The sequence below is a fragment of the Streptomyces sp. NPDC001568 genome, from assembly GCF_042893755.1.
Taxonomy (GTDB): domain Bacteria; phylum Actinomycetota; class Actinomycetes; order Streptomycetales; family Streptomycetaceae; genus Streptomyces.
Window position 1 is genome coordinate 1 of the sequence record NZ_JBIAVF010000009.1, and the last position, 16,485, is coordinate 16,485.

Consider the following 16,485-nt stretch of genomic DNA (forward strand, 5'->3'; position numbering starts at 1 on the left):
GGCTTCGTCGTCGCGAACAACTGCGCCGCCTCCGGCGCCGTGTAGAACGCCGACAGACCCTGGAACTCGGCATCCACGTTCGACCCGGCATCACGAAACGTCCCCGCCGCCGAATCCAACTTCGCCCGGTCCGACTCCAACGCGGCCAGGTCACCCGTGAACTGCGGGATCGTGCACGGATTGATCGGTACGTGATCCGTCACTTCTGACCCGCCCCCGGGGAGTTCGTGTTCGGCCGCCACTGCTTCGCAGGTGCATCGTGCAATGACCCACCTGTCTACCCAATCAGAGTTTCGATTTCAAACCCGGCGTCCCCGCAACGGCGTTGTGGCGCGTTCCAGGGCTCGGGCGCCCGCACGGGAGGGCCGTGCCGGTCCGGGAACCGGCGGGAGTGGTTCAGCATCGGCCCCTTCCATGTCGCGAACCTGTTCGACCTGCCGGAAGATCGGACGGAACCGATCGAATGGGGTGTTGGCAGTGGCCAAGAAGGACAAGGAAGCCGGCGGGAACAGGAAGCGAAAGGAAGACGAACCAAAGAGCCGAGGGCGCGAGAGCGGCGGCCGCCCCGGCGGGCCGGCGCTCGGGCCGGTGCTCCGGGTTCCCGTCGGGGAGCGGGTGGATCTGGCCGCCCTGGACCCGGCGGGGAAGCCCGCGGGTCCCGCGGACAAGGCGTCCGGGTTGGCCGCGACGGCCCTGATGGCCGAACGGCTCGCCTCCCTCCAGGACCGGCTGTACGCGGCGAGCACCGCGGGCGACCGCCGCCGGGTCCTGCTGGTCCTCCAGGGCATGGACACCAGCGGCAAGGGCGGCACGGTCAAGCACGTGATCGGGCTGTTCAACCCGTCCGGCTGCCGGATCAGGTCCTTCAAGGCGCCCACGCCCGAGGAACTGGACCACCCGTTCCTGTGGCGCGTCACGAACGCCCTCCCGCTGCCGGGGGAGATCGGCATCTTCGACCGTTCGCACTACGAGGACGTCCTCGTCGCCCGGGTGCGCGAGCTGGTGTCGCGCAGCGTGCTGAAACGCCGATACGCCGAGATCAACCGGTTCGAGAAGGACCTCGCGGACGACGGGGTGACCGTCGTCAAGGTCTTCCTGCACCTCGGCTACGAGGAGCAGCGCCGGCGTCTGCTGGCGCGGCTGGACGATCCGGACAAGCACTGGAAGTTCAGTCCGGACGACATCGAGGCGCGGGCCGCGTGGCCCGCCTACCAGCGGGCGTACGAGCTGGCGCTGGAGCGCTGCTCGACACCGGAGGCGCCTTGGTACGTCGTGCCCGCGGACCGGAAGTGGTACCGGAACTGGGCGGTCGGCCGGCTCCTGCTGGAGCACCTGGAGGAGCTGGCTCCGGCGTACCCGCCGGGTGACTTCGACGTGGAGGAGTGCCGCACCCGCCTGATTGCCACATAGTCATATATTTTGCCTACGTGACCACTTCTGTGCGCAAAGCGGCCGTCGTGGCCGTCCTCGGTGCTGCCCTGGGTGCCGCCCTCGCGGGATGCGGGGGCGGCACCGCTCCGTCCCGGGGCGACGGCCAGGCCCGTATGGGGAGCCCCGCGGCCTCCGCCCCGGGTGCCCCGCAGTCCGTCTCCCCCGCCCCCTCCGGCGCCTCCCCGCAGGCCGGCCCGCCGGGCCGGGCACCGACCATGGCCCCCGGCCCGAACGGCCTGACCCCGGTCTTCGAGCGGGCGCGCCAGCGCAGCGACAAGACCGTCGCCCTGACGTTCGACGCCGACATGACCTCCGACCAGGGGCCGCGCGCCGCCTCGGGGGAACGTTTCGACAACCCCGAGCTGATCTCCACCCTGCGCCGGCTCCAGGTGCCCTCGACGATCTTCATGACCGGTCGATGGGCCGAGGAGTACCCGGACCAGGCCAAGTCCATCGGCACCGATCCGAACTTCGAGATCGCGAACCACTCGTACAGCCACCACGCCTTCAAGGCGCCCTGCTACGGGCTCCCCACCCTCGACGACGAGGCCGCGCGGGCCGACGTCGACCGGGCCTTCGCGGCGTTCCGGACGGCCGGCGCCGTCAACACCGTGCCGTACTTCCGCTTCCCCGGAGGCTGCTACGACGACCGGGCGCTGCACTCCCTCCGCGAGGCGAAGGTCACCGCCGTGCAGTGGGACGTGGTCAGCGGGGACGCCTTCGCGCAGGACCCCGACGCGGTGGCCGAGCAGGTGCTCGCCGGGGTGAAGCCCGGCTCGGTGGTGGTCATGCACTGCACGCGCAGCGCGGCCCCGGTCACCGAGGAGGCCATCCGGAAGATCGTCCCGGAACTCCGGGCGCGCGGGTACCGCTTCGTGAAGGTGTCCGACCTGATCGGCAAGTAACCCGGGCGGCGCGCCGCCCGGTCAGCCGGAGCAGGCGGTGCGCTGCGCCTCCTGCCACTCGCAGACCGGGCACAGCACGATGCCCGGGGTCGCGACCCCGTACTCGGTGGGTTTGCCGCACTCCAGGCAGTCGGCGTACGGCGGCCCGGGCACCCGCCCGGCGGGTGCGGCCGGGGCGGGGCAGTACGACGCGTCGTTCTCCTGCGGTCGGTCCATGCGTACGAGCCTACCCACCCCGGCCCCCGGCCGGCCGGGGGCCGTTCAGTGCGAGGCCGCCGCCTCGGTGACCTCGCTGGGGCGGACGATGACGAAGCCCTCGCCGCTCAGCTTCAGCTGGACGGCCTCCCCGGACCCGCCCCGGATCATGGAGCCGACGGACTGCGAGCGGTGCAGGCCGGTCTCCAGCCGGGCGCTCCAGCCCACGACCGCGTCGGTGTCGACGAAGACCGGCTCCTGCGGGGTGACGGGGATGATGATGGGGCTGCCGTCGCACACGACGGCGAGCTTGCCGGTGCCGGTGAAGTGGCTGTTGAAGAGGCCGCCGCCGGTCATGCCGGCGCCCTTGACCATCTTGATCTCGTAGGAGAGCGTCGGGTCGAAGCACAGGACGTTGCGGCCGTTGACGGTCAGCGCGTCGCCGGGTTCGAAGTCGACGATGAAGCAGTTGCCGCCCTGGTGCGCGAACCAGGCCTCGCCCTGGCCGCGTACGGACATCAGCGCGAGCCCCTCGCCGGTCACGGCACGCTTGAGCATGCCGCCTATGCCCTGCCCCTTCCGCTCGAACTGCAGGTTCCCCCGGAAGGCGACCATCGCGCCCTGCCGGGCGAGCACCTCTCCGTTGACGGTGTACTTGACGGACTTGGCGTTCTGCAGGGTCATGCCGGGCGCGGCGGCCGGCTGGGCCAAGTTCTCGGACGCGAAAAGGTCGCTCTTCATGGCTCCGATCCTCGCGCGGGGAGGGGACCCGGAGCATCCTCCTCAGGTCGGAGGCCGGCATCCTTGGCAGGATGAGCAGCCGGCACACGAACGAGACCACAGACGTACCCGCGGGCGGACGCGCGCCGGTATCCGCGGGCGGCCCCGCCGACGCCCCCGCCGTCGTTCCCGCCGTCGGGGCGGACAGCCCCTTCCGCCTGGAACGCGTACCGCGCGACGAGGCCCCGCAGTTCGTCCTGCCGCTGGTCGTACGGATCGAGAAGGCCGAGCCGCCCGCCCGGACGGACGCCCTGGAGACGGCGGCCCGCGCGGTGCTGGTCCTGCTGACGGACGAGCGCGCGCACGGCGAGGGCGAGTGGGCGGAGGCCGTCCGCGACTGGCAGGACGCCCGGATCCGCAAGGTGGTCCGGCGGGCGCGCGGGGCGGAGTGGCGCAAGGCGGAGACCCTGCCGGGCATCACCGTCAGCGGCGCCGCGTCCCGGGTACGGGTCTTCCCGCCGGTGCCGCTGGACGGCTGGCCCAAGGAACTGGCGAAGCTCCAGGTCTCCGGCACCGACCTGGACGACCCCGAACCGGTCCCCCCGGCCGCCGCCGGCCTCCCGGTGCTGTGGCTCAACCCGGACCTCGGCATGTCGGCCGGCAAGGCGATGGCGCAGGTCGGGCACGCGGCGCAGCTGGCCTGGTGGGAGCTGTCCCCGGCCGAGCGGACGGCGTGGCGGGACTCCGGTTTCCGACTGGCCGTGCGCACGGCCCCGCGCGAGCGGTGGTCCGAGCTCGGCGGGAGCGGGCTCCCGGTGGTGCGGGACGCCGGTTTCACGGAGATCGCCCCGGGGTCCTGCACGGTCGTCGCGGACCATCCGGCCCTGCGGGCACGACTTTGAGGCTCCGGCGGGAACCTCAAATCATGCTCTGAACGTCCCCCCACGCGGGTTGGCCGGGCTCCGACAGGGTCATCACACCGGCACACGGTCCGACGGACCGAAGACAAGAGGGGGGCGGCGACATGAAGCCCATGACGCGCCTGGGGGTGGGCATCGGCTGGCGGCCGGAGATCGCGGACGCGGTCGAACGGCTGCCGGGCCTGGACTGGGTCGAGGTGGTGGCGGAGAACGCCTGCCCCGGCCACCTGCACCCCGGACTGCTGAGGTTGCGCGAGCGCGGCGTCCACGTCGTCCCGCACGGGGTTTCGCTGGGCCTCGGCGGAGCCGACCGGCCCGACGCCGGGAAGCTGGCCGCGCTCGCGGAGCGGGCGGTGGCGCTGGGGGCGCCGCTGGTCACCGAGCACATCGCCTTCGTACGGACCACCTCGCCCGCGCTGGAGGCCGGCCACCTGCTGCCCGTGCCCCGCACCCGCGACGCGCTGGCCGTGCTGTGCGAGAACGTCCGGATCGCGCAGGACGCGCTGCCCGTGCCGCTGGCCCTGGAGAACATCGCCGCGCTGCTCGCCTGGCCCGGGGAGGAGCTGACGGAGGGGCAGTTCCTGACGGAGCTGGTCGAGCGGACCGGCGTACGGCTCCTCATCGACGTCGCCAACCTGCACACCAACCGGGTCAACCGCGGCGAGGACCCGGCGACCGTCCTCGACGGAATCCCGCTGGAGGCGCTCGCGTACGTGCACGTCGCCGGTGGCGTGGAGCGCGACGGCGTCTGGCACGACACGCACGCGCACCCGGTGCCGCCGGTGGTGCTCGACGTCCTCGCGCAGCTGCGCGAGCGGGTGGACCCGCCGGGGGTGCTGCTGGAGCGGGACGACGACTTCCCGCCGGAGGCCGAGCTGGCCGGGGAACTGGAGCGGATCCGGGCCGTGGTCGGCGCCGCCCCCGGCGCCCGACGACCGGACCGGACGGGGCCGGCCGCCCTGCCGGACGCGGCGCCCGGTGAAGGCACCGCCCGGGACACCCGCGCCACGGCGCCCGACGGGCGCGCCGCCCCGGCCGCCCGCGCCGCCGCGCCCGACGACGACGCCCCCGACACCGGGGCGGCCCGCACCCGGCTCGGGCTCGGGCAGGCCGCCCTGTTGTCGGCGCTGGTCGCCGGAACCCCGGTGCCCGAGGGCTTCGACCGGCAGCGGATCCGCGTCCAGGCCCGGGCGCTGGCCGCCAAGCGGGCCTCCGTCGTGGCCAAGGTCGCGCCCGAGCTGCCCGACCTGCTCGGCGGCCCCGCCGCCTACCGCACCGCCTTCCTCGCCTACGCCCGCCAACGCCCCATGACGGCCGGCTACCGCCGCGACGCCCTGGACTTCGCCGAGCACCTGCTCATCCAGGACCTGCCCGCCGACCCGGCCGCCCGGCGCCGCCTCACCACCTGGTGGCGGGACCGGGCCGGCGCCCGACCGCCCCGCCGGATCGTCCGTTGGGCCCGCGCCCTGGTGGGGAGAGCCGCGTGAGCATCCTGATCGCCCTCGTGTGGATCGCCGTCGTCACCTCCACCACCCTGCTCCTGATCTCCCTGCGCCGCGCCCGGCCCCCGGTGGCCGGACCCGCGCCGCGGCTGCACGACCTGTCCGAGGCCGCCTTCATGGCGGGCGGCCCCGGGGCCGTCGTCGATGCCGCGCTCGTCTCCCTCCTGGGCGACGGCCGCCTGGCGATCGGCGGGCCGGGCATCATCCACGTACGGTCCGGGGCCCGGGCCGGCGACCCCGCCGAGCGGGCCGTGCTGCTGGCCGGCCGGGAGGCGCCGTCCGGTTGGCTCTACCGGATCCGCTACGCCGCCATGCTCGACCCGGCGGTGCAGGAGATCGGTGACGCGCTGGCCGCCCGCGGCCTCGTCGCCGCACCCGGGTCCGGGCGCGGCCGGCGGCGCTGGGGCATGCTCCAGGCCCTGCTGTGCGCGCTCCTGGCCTTCGCCTCGATCCCGATCACCATCGTCACCCTCGCGCTGGCCGCCGGTCCCCGGGTCCCGTTCGCCCTCGCGGTGCTGCCCGCCCTCATCGGCGGCCTCGTGATGGGCATCGTCTGCGCGAAGCGCGCCGGTCGGCGGATCACCGCGGCCGGGCAGGCCGCGCTCCGGGAGATCCGGGCGCAGCACCTGGGAAACCCGGCACCGCACGTGCAGACCGCCCTGTTCGGGCTGCGCGGTCTTCAGGACCCGTACCTGCGCTCGCACCTGGTGCCGGCGGCCCGCGAGGCCCGGCTCGCCGCCGCCCAGGCCCGGGCGGCCGGGCACCGGCCGCACCGGATGCACTCCTCGTCCGGGTCGTCCGGTTCCGACGAGTTCATGGTCCCGGTCGTCTGGTGCGCGTCCTCCGACGGCGGGGGCGGTGGCGCAGGCGGGTCCGGCTGCGGTTCGGGGCCGGGATGCGGATCGTCGGGCGGCAGCTGCGGTGGGGGCGGAGGCTCCAGTTGCTCGTCGTCCGGTTCCAGTTGCGGTTCCTCAAGTTCCAGTTGCGGGAGCAGCAGCTCCAGCTGTGGCAGCAGCAGTTCCTGAACGTCCGTCATCACAGGTCACGAGGTGCTCACATGTGCGCGGCGCCCTGACCACCGGCTCCGACAACGGGTAGGAATCAGGCATGTTCTGGGTCCTGTTCCTCCTGCTGGCGTGGGCCGGCGTGCTGCTGGCCTGCGTCCGGCTCCTGCGCGCCACGACCGAGGCCGCCGGCTCCGCCGAGAGCTTCACCATCGAACACCGGCTGAGCCTGTACGAGGCCGCGTACCTGGCCGGCGGCCCGGACCGGGTCGCCGTGGTGACGCTGCTGTCCATGGAGCGCGGCCGGCGGCTGCTCCTCGCCCACACCGGCTGGGCCACCGTCGTCGACCCCGTCGGGCGGGACCCTCACGAGCGGGCCCTGCTGGAGGCGTTCGACCCGCAGGGGCAGTCCCCGGTCCGGGACCTGCGGACCGCGACCGCCGCTCACCCGGCCGTACGGGAACTCGCGGACCGGCTGGGAGCGGCCGGACTCACCGTCCCCGAGGCGGTACGGGGTGATCTCGCGGAGGGCCTGCGCGCGGTCCGCCGGGCCACCTGGCTGGTGCTCGCCATGGCGGCGGCCTCGCTGGCGGCGGCCCCCTCCGACAGGGGCATCACGGTGACCGTGCTGTGGTGGTTCTCGCTGCCGCTGCTGCTCACCCTGAGCTGCCAGGCCGTCGCCCGCTTCGAGGGCCACCGCCACTCCCCCTGGGCGTCCCCCTCGGGCCGGCGGCTGTTGCTGGAGCTGCAACGCGAGGGCGGCACCCCGGACCCCCTCACCGCGGTGGCCGTGCACGGGGTGCGGGCCGTGGCCGATCCGGAGCTGCGGGCGGCGCTCGCCTGACGGCCCCTCACGGCGGCGGACCCCCGTCACCCCGCCGGGACTTCGACGCGGCGCAGGCCGTGCGGGGGCCGTCCGCAGGCCGTCCGGGGGCCGATCGGGCGGTAACGGCGGCCGGGCCCGGGGCCTGCGGCGATGCGCCTGTACAGGGCGGCGGACCTGGCATCTCATCGGACCAGCCGATGAGACGAAGGAGCCGCCATGCGGATGCCGACGCCCGCCCGCCGCCGCACGACGCCCACCCGCCGCGCCGCCGCCCTGGCGGCACTGTCGCTCGCCCTGTGCCTACCCTCCCCGGCCGCCGCCGAGGACACCGGGAGCGCCGGAACCGCCGCCGACGCCGGAACCGCCACTGCCGACGCCCGGACCGCCGCCGAGGACGCCGGGGCCGTCCGCGTCGCCCTTCGCGCCGCCCTCGCGGCCCGAGGCGGAGCCGGCGGTGGGGCCGGCGGTGGGGCCGGCGGTGGGCTCGTCTTCGGCCGCTGCCCCGTCGTCGAGGCGCTGCCCGACCCGGTGCGGTGCGCCGCCCTGCGCGTCCCGCTCGACTACGCCCGCCCCGACGGCCCGCAGATCTCGCTGACCGTCAGCCGGGTCCCGGCCACCGGCCGCGGGGGCGCCGCACGGCAGGGCGCGCTGGTCCACAACCCGGGCGGTCCGGGCGCCTCCGGCATGTACTTCCCGCTGTTCGCCGGGCTCCCCGCCTGGCGCGGCGTCGCCGCCGCCTACGACCTCGTCGGCTACGCCCCGCGCGGCGTCGGCCGCTCCGCCCCGCTCTCCTGCCGGGACCCGGCCGCGCCGCCGCAGGCCGGCCCGACCCGGGTCCCCGCCGAGCCTTCCGCCGCGTACAAGCGGGAGCGGATCGAGGCGGCCCGGACGTACGCCCTCGGCTGTGCGCGGCACGCCGGCGAGGCCCTGGCGCACCACACGACCCTGGACAACGTCCGCGACCTGCACGTGCTCCGCGCCGCGCTCGGCGAGGACCGGCTGACCTTCATGGGGGCCTCGTACGGCACGTACCTGGGGGCGGTGTACGCCACCCGGTACCCGGGGCACGTACGGCGCATGGTGTTCGACTCGGCCGTGGACCCGGACCCGCGCCGCATCTGGTACCGCAACAACCTCGACCAGGCCCCCGGCTTCGAGCGGCGCTGGTCCGACTTCCGGACCTGGGCGGCCCGCCACCACGCCACGTACGGGCTCGGCACCACCGCGCGGGCCGTACAGGCGAGTTACGAGCGGGTCCGGGAGGCCGTGTCCCGGGATCCGGCGGACGGGGTCGTCGGGACGGGCGAACTGCACGCGGCGTTCCTCCAGACCGCCTACTACGACGACGTCTGGCCGGAGCGGGCCGCGGCGCTGGCGGCGTTCCTGCGGGGCGATCCGGGGCCGCTGGTCGAACAGGCGGGACCGCGACCGGGGGACGCGGCCGAGGCGGCGAACGCGACGGCCGTCTACACGGCGGTGCTGTGCAACGACGCCCCTTGGCCGACCGACTGGGAGACCTGGGACCGGGACAACACCGAGTTGGCGCGCCGGGCGCCCTTCGAGACCTGGGCGAACGCGTTCCTGAACCTGCCCTGCGCGTTCTGGCCGGTGGAGCGGCGGCAACGGCCGGTGGCCGTGGGGGCGGGCCCGACGCGCCTGCCCCCGACGCTGATCGTGGCGGCGGAACGGGACGGGGCGACGCCCCATCGGGGTGCGCTGGAGCTGCAACGGCGGCTCGGCCCGCTGGCGGCACTGGTCACCGAGGAGGGGGCGGGCAACCACGGGGTGGCCGGCGGACGCAACGCGTGCGTGGACCGGCGGGTGGAGCGGTACTTGCTGACGGGCGCCACTCCGGGGTGGCGCACCGCGTGTGCGCCGCATCCGGAGCCCGCACCGGTGTCGCTGGACGACCGGGCAGTGGGCGCTCCCAGGGCGCTGCTGCCGCCAGTCGTCTGAACTTCCGGGCGGGGTCTCCGGCTGCGTCGATTCGGGGGCAGGGCCTCCCGATCCCCGGAGGAGGTCGAGTCCTCCGGTCCTTCCCCCCAGGGGAGGTATCAGGCGAGTCCGGCCACCAGATCGGCGACGGACTTGCGGCGCCCGGTGTAGAAGGGCACCTCTTCACGGACGTGCATGCGGGCCTCGGAGGCGCGCAGGTGACGCATGAGGTCGACGATGCGGTACAGCTCGTCGGCCTCGAAGGCCAGCATCCACTCGTAGTCGCCGAGCGAGAAGGAGGCGACGGTGTTGGCGCGGACGTCCGGGTAGCCGCGAGCCATCATGCCGTGGTCCTTGAGCATGCGGCGACGGTCCTCGTCGGGCAGCAGGTACCAGTCGTAGCTGCGCACGAAGGGGTAGACGCTGACGTACTCGCGGGCGACCTCGTCGGCGAGGAAGGCCGGGATGTGCGACTTGTTGAACTCGGCGGGGCGGTGCAGCGCCATGTTCGACCAGACCGGCTCCAGGGCGCGGCCCAGCTTGGTGCGGCGGAACAGGTTGTAGGCGCTCTGCAGCTCGTCCGCGGTCTCGGCGTGCCACCAGATCATGACGTCCGCGTCGGCGCGCAGGCCGGAGACGTCGTAGGCGCCGCGGACGGTGATGTCCTTGGCGGCCAGCTGGTCGAACAGCTCCTGGACCTCGTCGGCGAAGCCGGTACGGTCCTCGGGCAGGACGTCCTTCAGCTTGAAGACGGACCACAGGGTGTAGCGGATGACCTCGTTGAGGTCCTTCGCCTTCTTCCCCGCGTTGGGAATCTTCTCCGGTGCAGTCATGTGTCCATTGTCCCGTGTGCTGATCAGTGGTCTGCGCCAGGGGTGGCCAACGAGGCGATGACCACATCGGCGGCCTTCCCCGCGCTCGCGACGCAGGCCGGGATGCCGACGCCGTCGTAGAGGGCGCCGCACACGGCGAGGCCGGGCAGGGCCGCGACGGCGTCGCGGATCCGGGCGACCCGGGCGAGGTGGCCGACGGGGTACTGGGGCAGGCCGCGGTCCCAGCGGGTGACCGTGGAGGCCACGGGTCGGGCGGCGAGGCCGACGGCCTCGGCGAGGTCGGCGAGCGAGACGTCGACGAGTTCCGCGTCCTCCCGCTCGAGGTCCTGTTCGTCGCCGTGCCGGCCGACGGAGGTGCGCAGCAGGAAGAGGTCCGGATCGACCCCGGACCAGGCCCACTTGTTGCTGGAGAAGGTGGAGGCCTTGATCGTGCGGCCGTCGACGGGCGGTACGAGGAACCCGCTGGCGCCGCCGTCGGCGATCGAGTGCGGCAGGTCGGAGCGTCGGAAGGCCATGGTGACCAGGGCCATGGAGGCGTACTCGGCCGCGCGCAGTTCGGCGGCGGCCGCGGGGGCGGGGCCGGCCAGCAGGTCGGCGGCGGGGCCCGCCGGGGTGGCCAGCACCACGGCGTCGGCGTCGATGACCTCGGAGCCGGTGACGACGCGCCAGCCGCTCGCGGTCCGCAGGACCTCGCGGACGGGGGCTGCGGTGCGCAGGTCGGCGCCCGCGGCCCGGCAGGCCTCGGCGACGGCCAGGGGCAGCCGGCCGATGCCGCCGTCGATGCCGGCGAAGACGGGTCCGGTGGCCTGCGGCTGTCGGGCGGCGCGGTCCTGGAGGTCCCGTACGGCCTCGCCGAGCATCGGGTGGGAGCGGGCCGCGTCGAAGAGCTGGGGCACGGCGGCGCGCATCGAGATGCGGTAGGCGTTGCCCGCGTACACCCCGCCGAGGAGGGGTTCGACGAGCCGGTCGACGACCTCGTGGCCGAGGCGGGCGGCGACGTACTCGCCGACGGCGACGTCCTCGCCGATCTCGACGGGCGGCAGGTCTCGTTCGGCCTCGATGCGGGCCAGTCCCTCGGCGGAGAGCACGCCCGAGGCGGCGAGCGGGCCGGGTTCGGCCGGGACGCCCATGACGTGGCCGCGCGGCATGGGGCGCAGGGCGCCGCGGGTCCACAGGTGGGCGGTGGCGGTGGCGGGCGGCTGGAGGGCGTCGGCGAGGCCGACGGCGCGGGCCAGGTCGACCCCCTCGGGGCGGCGGGCGAGCACGGATTCGGCGCCCAGGTCCACGGGGAGGCCCGCGAGTTCGCCCGCGTGCAGTTTGCCGCCGAGGCGCGGTCCGGCCTCCAGCAGGGTGACGCGGACGCCGGCGGCCAGCAGCCGGTGGGCCGCGGCGAGACCCGCGATGCCGCCGCCGATGACGACGGCGTGCCCCGGGGTTCCCGGGCGGTCCGTACGGGTGTCCGCTTCATCCATGGACACATCGTCTCAGACCGCCCGCCGAGGCCGGACCGTGACCTCATCGCTACCGGTCCGGGACCGGGCGTGCGAAACCGGGGCAGGGGCGCCGCACGTCGAACGGGCGACATTCGACGGATCCTCGGGGGTACTCACGATGCGCACGCTCCACAGACACCGCACGGCGGCCGCCGTCGCGGCCCTCTCCCTGGCCGGGGCCCTCGCGCTGACCGGCTGCGGGGCCGACGGCTCCGACTCCTCGGCCGACCGGGGCGCGGTCGCCGCCCCGAGGGGCCCGGAGGCGGGCAGGGCCGGGGCGGAGGCGGTCGCCCCGCCGGCCGCGGCCGACGCCAAGGCCCCGAACGCCTCTCAGGCCCCCACCGTGGTCCGCCCGCACGTGATCCGCACCGGGGCGCTCGGCATCGAGACGGCCGAGCCGCAGAAGGTCCTGGCGGCGGCCCGTACGGCGGCGGAGGGCGCGGGCGGGTACGTCGGCAACGAGTCCACCCAGCGCGGCAAGGACGGTCGGATGACCTCGACGCTGACCCTGCGGGTGCCCGGCGAACGCTTCGACGCGGTGATCGGCGCCCTGGAGGGCAGCGGCAAGCTCCTGAACCGCAAGGTGGAGGCGCAGGACGTCACCGAGAAGGTCGCCGACGTCGACAGCCGGGTCAAGTCCCAGCAGGCCAGCGTGGCCCGGGTGCGGGAGATGATGGACAAGGCCACGGCGCTGGGTGACGTGGTCATGTTGGAGGGCGAACTGAGTCGGCGCCAGTCCGACCTGGAGTCGCTGCTGGCGCAGCAGACCGCGCTGAAGGACCGGACCTCCCTGGGCACCGTCACGCTGTCCGTCTCGGAGCCCTCACCGGCGACGACGGAGGAGAAGGAGGAGGAGACGGGCTTCGGTGACGCGCTGGCCGCCGGCTGGTCGGTGTTCACCACGGTGGTCCGCTACCTCCTCCTCGCCCTCGCGGCGGTCCTGCCGTTCGCGGTGGCCGCGGCCCTGTTCGCGCTCGGGTTCCGGGCCTACCGCAAGCTCCGGCCGGCGAAGCCGAAGCCCGCCGCCGAACCCACCTGGGTCCCGCGCCAGGAGCGGGTGGCCCAGGCGCCCGCCGCGCCCGGCCCCGACGCGCCCGGTCCCGACGCTCAGGCACCTGCCGCCCCGGCCTCCGGTACCGCCTCCGGCCCGGCCCCCGGCCGGGGCGCCGGTGGACCGGGAGCGGACCGGGAGGGCTGAGCGCGCGGGACGCCCGTACGGTGGCCCCGTAGGACGACGGCGGCACGGAACGGGGCGGACGATGGCGACGGAACGACTGGTGGTGGTCGGAGGTGACGCGGCGGGGATGTCCGCGGCGTCACAGGCCCGGCGGATGAAGGGCCCCGCGGAGCTGGAGATCGTCGCCTTCGAGCGCGGCCACTTCACCTCGTACTCCGCGTGCGGGATCCCGTACTGGATCGGCGGCCTGGTGGCCGAGCGGGACGACCTGATCGCCCGGACCCCGCAGGAGCACCGGGAGCGGGACATCGACCTGCGCACGCGCACGGAGGTCGTCGAGCTGGACCTGGCCGGGCGCCGGGTCCGCGCCCGCGACCTGGACTCCGGGGCCGAATCGTGGACCGCGTACGACAAGTTGGTCCTGGCGACGGGCGCCCGCCCGGTGCGCCCCCGACTGCCCGGCATCGGCGCGCACGGTGTGCACGGCGTCCAGTCCCTGGACGACGGTCAGCGCCTGATGACGTCCCTGGAACGCGCGCGTGGCCGCCGGGCGGTCGTCGTCGGCGCGGGGTACATCGGCGTGGAGATGGCCGAGGCGCTGGTCGGTCGGGGCTTCGAGGTCACCGTCCTGCACCGCGGCGAGCAGCCCATGGCCACGCTCGACCCCGACATGGGCGGCCTGGTGCACAGCGCGATGAACCGGATGGGCATCCGTACGGTGTCCCGCGCGGAGGTGACGGCCGTCCTCACCGACGAGGAGGGCCGGGCCCGCGCCGTGACGACGGCGACCGGCGAGGAGTACCCGGCGGACGTGGTGGTGCTCGGCATGGGCGTCGAACCGCGCACGGCCCTGGCCCGCGCGGCGGGACTGCCGCTGGGCACCTCGGGCGGCATCCTGACGGACCTCTCGATGCGGGTGCGCGGTCACGAGGACGTGTGGGCGGGCGGTGACTGCGTGGAGGTCCTGGACCTGGTGGCGGGCCGCACCCGGCACATCCCGCTGGGCACGCACGCCAACAAGCACGGCCAGGTCATCGGCGCCGGCGCGGGGGGCGGCTACGCCACCTTCCCCGGGGTGGTGGGCACCGCGGTGAGCAAGGTGTGCGACCTGGAGATCGCCCGCACCGGACTGCGCGAGCGGGACGCGCTGGAGGCGGGCCTGCGCTTCGTGACGGCCACCATCACCTCCACCAACACGGCGGGTTACTACCCGGGCGCCACGGAGATGACGGTCAAGATGCTGGCCGAGCGCCGCACGGGCCGCCTGCTGGGCGTGCAGATCGTCGGCGGCGCGGGCTCCGCGAAGCGGGTCGACGTCGCCGCCGTCGCCCTGACGGCGGGCATGACGGTGGAGCAGGTCGTCGCCCTGGACCTGGGCTACGCCCCGCCCTTCTCCCCGGTGTGGGACCCCGTCCTGGTGGCGGCCCGCAAGGCCGTCTCGGCGGTCCGGGCGGCCGTGTAGGTCCCGCCCCGCCGGCCCCGGAAACGCCGACGCGCCGCAGGCGGTGTCCTGCGGCGCGTCGCTGCCGCTCCGGCGGGGAGCGGCGGGGGGATCAGCGGGCGGTGCGGGTGTGGACGTGTTCCACGAGGCGGGTCAGCGCGTCCGGGTTCGTGGTGGGCAGCACGCCGTGACCGAGGTTGAAGATGTGGCCCTCCAGGCCGGCGGCGGCGGCGAGGACCTCGTCGGTCTTGGCCTCCACGGCCTCCGTGGTGGAGAAGAGCACGGCCGGGTCCAGGTTGCCCTGGAGCGCCTTGCCGGGGCCGACGCGCCGGACGGCCTCGTCGAGCGGGACCCGGTAGTCGACGCCCATGACGTCCGCGCCGGCCTCGCCCATCAGGTCGAGCAGCTCGCCGGTGCCCACGCCGAAGTGGATGCGCGGGACCCCGTACGAGGCCACGGACTCCAGGACCTTCGCCGACGCCGGCATCACCGAGCGGCGGTAGTCCGCGGGGGCGAGCGCGCCGACCCAGGAGTCGAAGAGCTGGACCGCCGAGGCGCCGGCCTCGATCTGCACCTTGAGGAAGGCCGAGGTGATCTCCGCGAGCCGGTCCAGCAGCTCCGCCCACAGCTGCGGGTCCCCGTACATCAGGGCCTTGGTGTGCTCGTGGTTCTTGGACGGCCCGCCCTCGACGAGGTAGCTCGCGAGGGTGAAGGGCGCGCCTGCGAAACCGATCAACGGCGTGGAGCCCAGTTCACTCGTGAGCATGCCGATCGCCTCGGTGACGTACGAGACGTCCTCCGGGGTGAGGTCGCGCAGCTGTGCGAGGTCCTCGCGGCGGCGGATCGGCTGGGCGACGACGGGGCCGACGCCCGGCTTGATGTCGAGGTCGATGCCGATGGCCTTCAGCGGGACGACGATGTCGGAGAAGAAGATCGCCGCGTCCACTCGGTGGCGCCGCACCGGCTGCATCGTGATCTCGGTGACCAGGTCGGGGCGCATGCAGGACTCCAGCATGGCCGTGCCCTCGCGCACCTTGCGGTATTCCGGGAGCGAGCGCCCCGCCTGCCGCATGAACCACACCGGGGTGTGCGGAACCGGCTCCCGCCGGCACGCCTTCAGGAAGGCGGAATCGTACGTCTGGCTCGGCTGGCCCGTGGGGCGTTCGTTGGCACTCACGACCCAAATCCTCGCACGTATGAAGAAGTGCCCGGCCCGGTGCGGGTGTCCCTGCGCCGCAGGGGCGCTCGTTCCGCCTAGTCTTCCCGGCATGGCTGCGGCTCAGGGACGATTTTCAGATGGCGCTGACGGTGTGGACAGCGCGAAGGAGAGCTCGGTCCCGCTCCCGTTCCGGCGGGCGGTCGACGGCTTGAGGATGGCGCGGCTGCGCCCCGGGATCGAGATCGACCCGACGAAGCCGCCGCAGAGATTGGCGCCGTACGCCTACGCGCTGGAGGCGGCGGTCGTCGACGGCGAGGACGACCTGGCCGACGGCCGGCTGATCCTGCTCCACGACCCGTCCGGGCACGACGCCTGGCACGGGACCTTCCGTCTGGTGACGCTCGTACGGGCGGAACTGGAGCCGGAGATGGCCGCGGACCCGCTCCTCCCGGAGGTGTGCTGGTCCTGGCTGACCGGGGCGCTGGACGCGCGCGGGCTCACGTACGGGGAGCCGAGCGGCACCGTGACGATGGCGAGCTCCCATTACTTCGGGGGACTCGCGGAGCGGCGTCCCGCGACGCAGATCGAGATCCGGGCCTCCTGGACGCCGCGGGAGGGGGCGGGAGGGGTGCCGGAGACATCGGCGCACCTCGCCGCCTGGTGCGAGTTGCTGTGCCAGATCGCCGGGCTGCCCCCGGCGGGGCCGACGGACACCGCCACCGGCGTGGTGTCCCTGCCACAGCGACGCGGTCCGCACCACCCGTAGCCGAGGGGCCCCGCGGGGCCGTCCGGTCGCACGTGCGCGGCGCGAACGACCGATCGGGTCCGTCACGGAGTGTCAGAACAGCGCATCCGTTGCGGGCTTCTGATCATCCCCTGATCGATCGTGCGTCCGAATTGCCCGAATTGTTACTCACTAAATCGTGATCATTCCCTAAAGCCGG

The 16,485-nt window shown here is 74.4% G+C and carries 16 protein-coding genes; 10 read left to right on the forward strand and 6 right to left on the reverse strand.

Annotation, left to right across the window (positions count from 1 at the left end):
* Positions 1–203 (reverse strand): hypothetical protein (locus tag ACFY0I_RS17820; protein ID WP_388896246.1); only part of this gene is annotated, 203 nt, incomplete at its 3' end.
* A 274-nt stretch (positions 204–477) separates the two neighbouring features.
* On the opposite strand from ACFY0I_RS17820, the gene ACFY0I_RS17825 reads away from it, so the two are divergent.
* A complete protein-coding gene (locus ACFY0I_RS17825) occupies positions 478–1,410 on the forward strand; it encodes a PPK2 family polyphosphate kinase (RefSeq protein ID WP_388896249.1) in 933 nt (310 codons plus the stop codon).
* A gap of 17 nt (positions 1,411–1,427) precedes the next feature.
* Positions 1,428–2,336, forward strand: a complete 909-nt coding sequence (locus ACFY0I_RS17830; RefSeq protein WP_388896252.1) for a polysaccharide deacetylase family protein — start codon at positions 1,428–1,430, stop codon at positions 2,334–2,336.
* A gap of 21 nt (positions 2,337–2,357) precedes the next feature.
* Here ACFY0I_RS17830 and ACFY0I_RS17835 read toward each other — a convergent pair whose 3' ends face one another.
* Together ACFY0I_RS17835 and ACFY0I_RS17840 are read right to left on the reverse strand one after the other, a co-directional pair.
* Positions 2,358–2,552: a hypothetical protein gene (locus ACFY0I_RS17835; protein ID WP_388896255.1), complete on the reverse strand. Its 195-nt coding sequence runs from the start codon at positions 2,550–2,552 to the stop codon at positions 2,358–2,360.
* A 45-nt stretch (positions 2,553–2,597) separates the two neighbouring features.
* Positions 2,598–3,272: an AIM24 family protein gene (locus ACFY0I_RS17840; protein WP_388896258.1), complete on the reverse strand. Its 675-nt coding sequence runs from the start codon at positions 3,270–3,272 to the stop codon at positions 2,598–2,600.
* Positions 3,273–3,343: 71 nt separating this feature from the next.
* On the opposite strand from ACFY0I_RS17840, the gene ACFY0I_RS17845 reads away from it, so the two are divergent.
* From ACFY0I_RS17845 to ACFY0I_RS17865, 5 genes are all read left to right on the forward strand, one after another.
* Positions 3,344–4,153 carry a peptidyl-tRNA hydrolase gene (locus tag ACFY0I_RS17845; RefSeq protein WP_388896260.1) on the forward strand — a complete coding sequence of 270 codons (810 nt, stop codon included), beginning with the start codon at positions 3,344–3,346 and terminating at the stop codon, positions 4,151–4,153.
* A gap of 122 nt (positions 4,154–4,275) precedes the next feature.
* Positions 4,276–5,658, forward strand: a complete 1,383-nt coding sequence (locus ACFY0I_RS17850) for a DUF692 family multinuclear iron-containing protein (RefSeq protein WP_388896263.1) — start codon at positions 4,276–4,278, stop codon at positions 5,656–5,658.
* Complete coding sequence (locus ACFY0I_RS17855) at positions 5,655–6,698, forward strand: TIGR04222 domain-containing membrane protein (protein WP_388896266.1); 1,044 nt, start codon at positions 5,655–5,657, stop codon at positions 6,696–6,698. The genes ACFY0I_RS17850 and ACFY0I_RS17855 overlap by 4 nt, the downstream gene beginning before the upstream one ends.
* An 82-nt stretch (positions 6,699–6,780) precedes the next feature.
* Entirely contained in the window at positions 6,781–7,521 is a 741-nt protein-coding gene (locus ACFY0I_RS17860; protein WP_388896269.1) for a TIGR04222 domain-containing membrane protein, read from the forward strand.
* A gap of 198 nt (positions 7,522–7,719) precedes the next feature.
* Positions 7,720–9,459 (forward strand): alpha/beta hydrolase, encoded by a 1,740-nt coding sequence (locus ACFY0I_RS17865; protein ID WP_388896272.1) that lies wholly within the window; start codon positions 7,720–7,722, stop codon positions 9,457–9,459.
* A gap of 98 nt (positions 9,460–9,557) precedes the next feature.
* Here the strand turns inward: ACFY0I_RS17865 and hemQ are convergent, their stop codons facing one another.
* Together hemQ and hemG are read right to left on the reverse strand one after the other, a co-directional pair.
* Positions 9,558–10,271, reverse strand: a complete 714-nt coding sequence (hemQ, locus tag ACFY0I_RS17870) for a hydrogen peroxide-dependent heme synthase (protein ID WP_281211066.1) — start codon at positions 10,269–10,271, stop codon at positions 9,558–9,560.
* 23 nt (positions 10,272–10,294) lie between these two features.
* On the reverse strand, positions 10,295–11,743 hold the full coding sequence (hemG, locus tag ACFY0I_RS17875) for a protoporphyrinogen oxidase (protein WP_388896275.1): 1,449 nt from the start codon (positions 11,741–11,743) through the stop codon (positions 10,295–10,297).
* A gap of 139 nt (positions 11,744–11,882) precedes the next feature.
* Here hemG and ACFY0I_RS17880 point away from each other — a divergent pair, with 139 nt between their 5' ends.
* A complete protein-coding gene (locus tag ACFY0I_RS17880; RefSeq protein ID WP_388896278.1) occupies positions 11,883–12,962 on the forward strand; it encodes a DUF4349 domain-containing protein in 1,080 nt (359 codons plus the stop codon).
* Positions 12,963–13,023: 61 nt separating this feature from the next.
* Positions 13,024–14,403, forward strand: coding sequence for an FAD-dependent oxidoreductase (locus ACFY0I_RS17885; RefSeq protein WP_388896281.1), 1,380 nt, complete (start codon positions 13,024–13,026; stop codon positions 14,401–14,403).
* A gap of 91 nt (positions 14,404–14,494) precedes the next feature.
* On the opposite strand, the gene hemE is transcribed toward ACFY0I_RS17885, so the two are convergent.
* The gene (gene hemE / locus ACFY0I_RS17890) at positions 14,495–15,559 is read right to left on the reverse strand and encodes a uroporphyrinogen decarboxylase (protein WP_388896283.1); all 1,065 of its coding nucleotides are present in this window, start codon (positions 15,557–15,559) and stop codon (positions 14,495–14,497) included.
* A gap of 91 nt (positions 15,560–15,650) precedes the next feature.
* Here hemE and ACFY0I_RS17895 point away from each other — a divergent pair, with 91 nt between their 5' ends.
* On the forward strand, positions 15,651–16,307 hold the full coding sequence (locus ACFY0I_RS17895; protein ID WP_388896286.1) for a DUF3000 domain-containing protein: 657 nt from the start codon (positions 15,651–15,653) through the stop codon (positions 16,305–16,307).
* Positions 16,308–16,485 lie beyond the last annotated feature (178 nt).

What these genes read in the sequence shown, in the direction of transcription:
- ACFY0I_RS17895 (WP_388896286.1), top strand. Translation starts at nt 15,651, where the DNA reads ATGGCTGCGGCTCAGGGACGATTTTCAGATGGCGCTGACGGTGTGGAC.
- ACFY0I_RS17840 (WP_388896258.1), bottom strand. Translation starts at nt 3,272, where the DNA reads ATGAAGAGCGACCTTTTCGCGTCCGAGAACTTGGCCCAGCCGGCCGCC.
- ACFY0I_RS17865 (WP_388896272.1), top strand. Translation starts at nt 7,720, where the DNA reads ATGCGGATGCCGACGCCCGCCCGCCGCCGCACGACGCCCACCCGCCGC.
- ACFY0I_RS17880 (WP_388896278.1), top strand. Translation starts at nt 11,883, where the DNA reads ATGCGCACGCTCCACAGACACCGCACGGCGGCCGCCGTCGCGGCCCTC.
- ACFY0I_RS17850 (WP_388896263.1), top strand. Translation starts at nt 4,276, where the DNA reads ATGAAGCCCATGACGCGCCTGGGGGTGGGCATCGGCTGGCGGCCGGAG.
- ACFY0I_RS17845 (WP_388896260.1), top strand. Translation starts at nt 3,344, where the DNA reads ATGAGCAGCCGGCACACGAACGAGACCACAGACGTACCCGCGGGCGGA.
- ACFY0I_RS17860 (WP_388896269.1), top strand. Translation starts at nt 6,781, where the DNA reads ATGTTCTGGGTCCTGTTCCTCCTGCTGGCGTGGGCCGGCGTGCTGCTG.
- hemQ (WP_281211066.1), bottom strand. Translation starts at nt 10,271, where the DNA reads ATGACTGCACCGGAGAAGATTCCCAACGCGGGGAAGAAGGCGAAGGAC.
- ACFY0I_RS17885 (WP_388896281.1), top strand. Translation starts at nt 13,024, where the DNA reads ATGGCGACGGAACGACTGGTGGTGGTCGGAGGTGACGCGGCGGGGATG.
- hemG (WP_388896275.1), bottom strand. Translation starts at nt 11,743, where the DNA reads ATGGATGAAGCGGACACCCGTACGGACCGCCCGGGAACCCCGGGGCAC.
- ACFY0I_RS17835 (WP_388896255.1), bottom strand. Translation starts at nt 2,552, where the DNA reads ATGGACCGACCGCAGGAGAACGACGCGTCGTACTGCCCCGCCCCGGCC.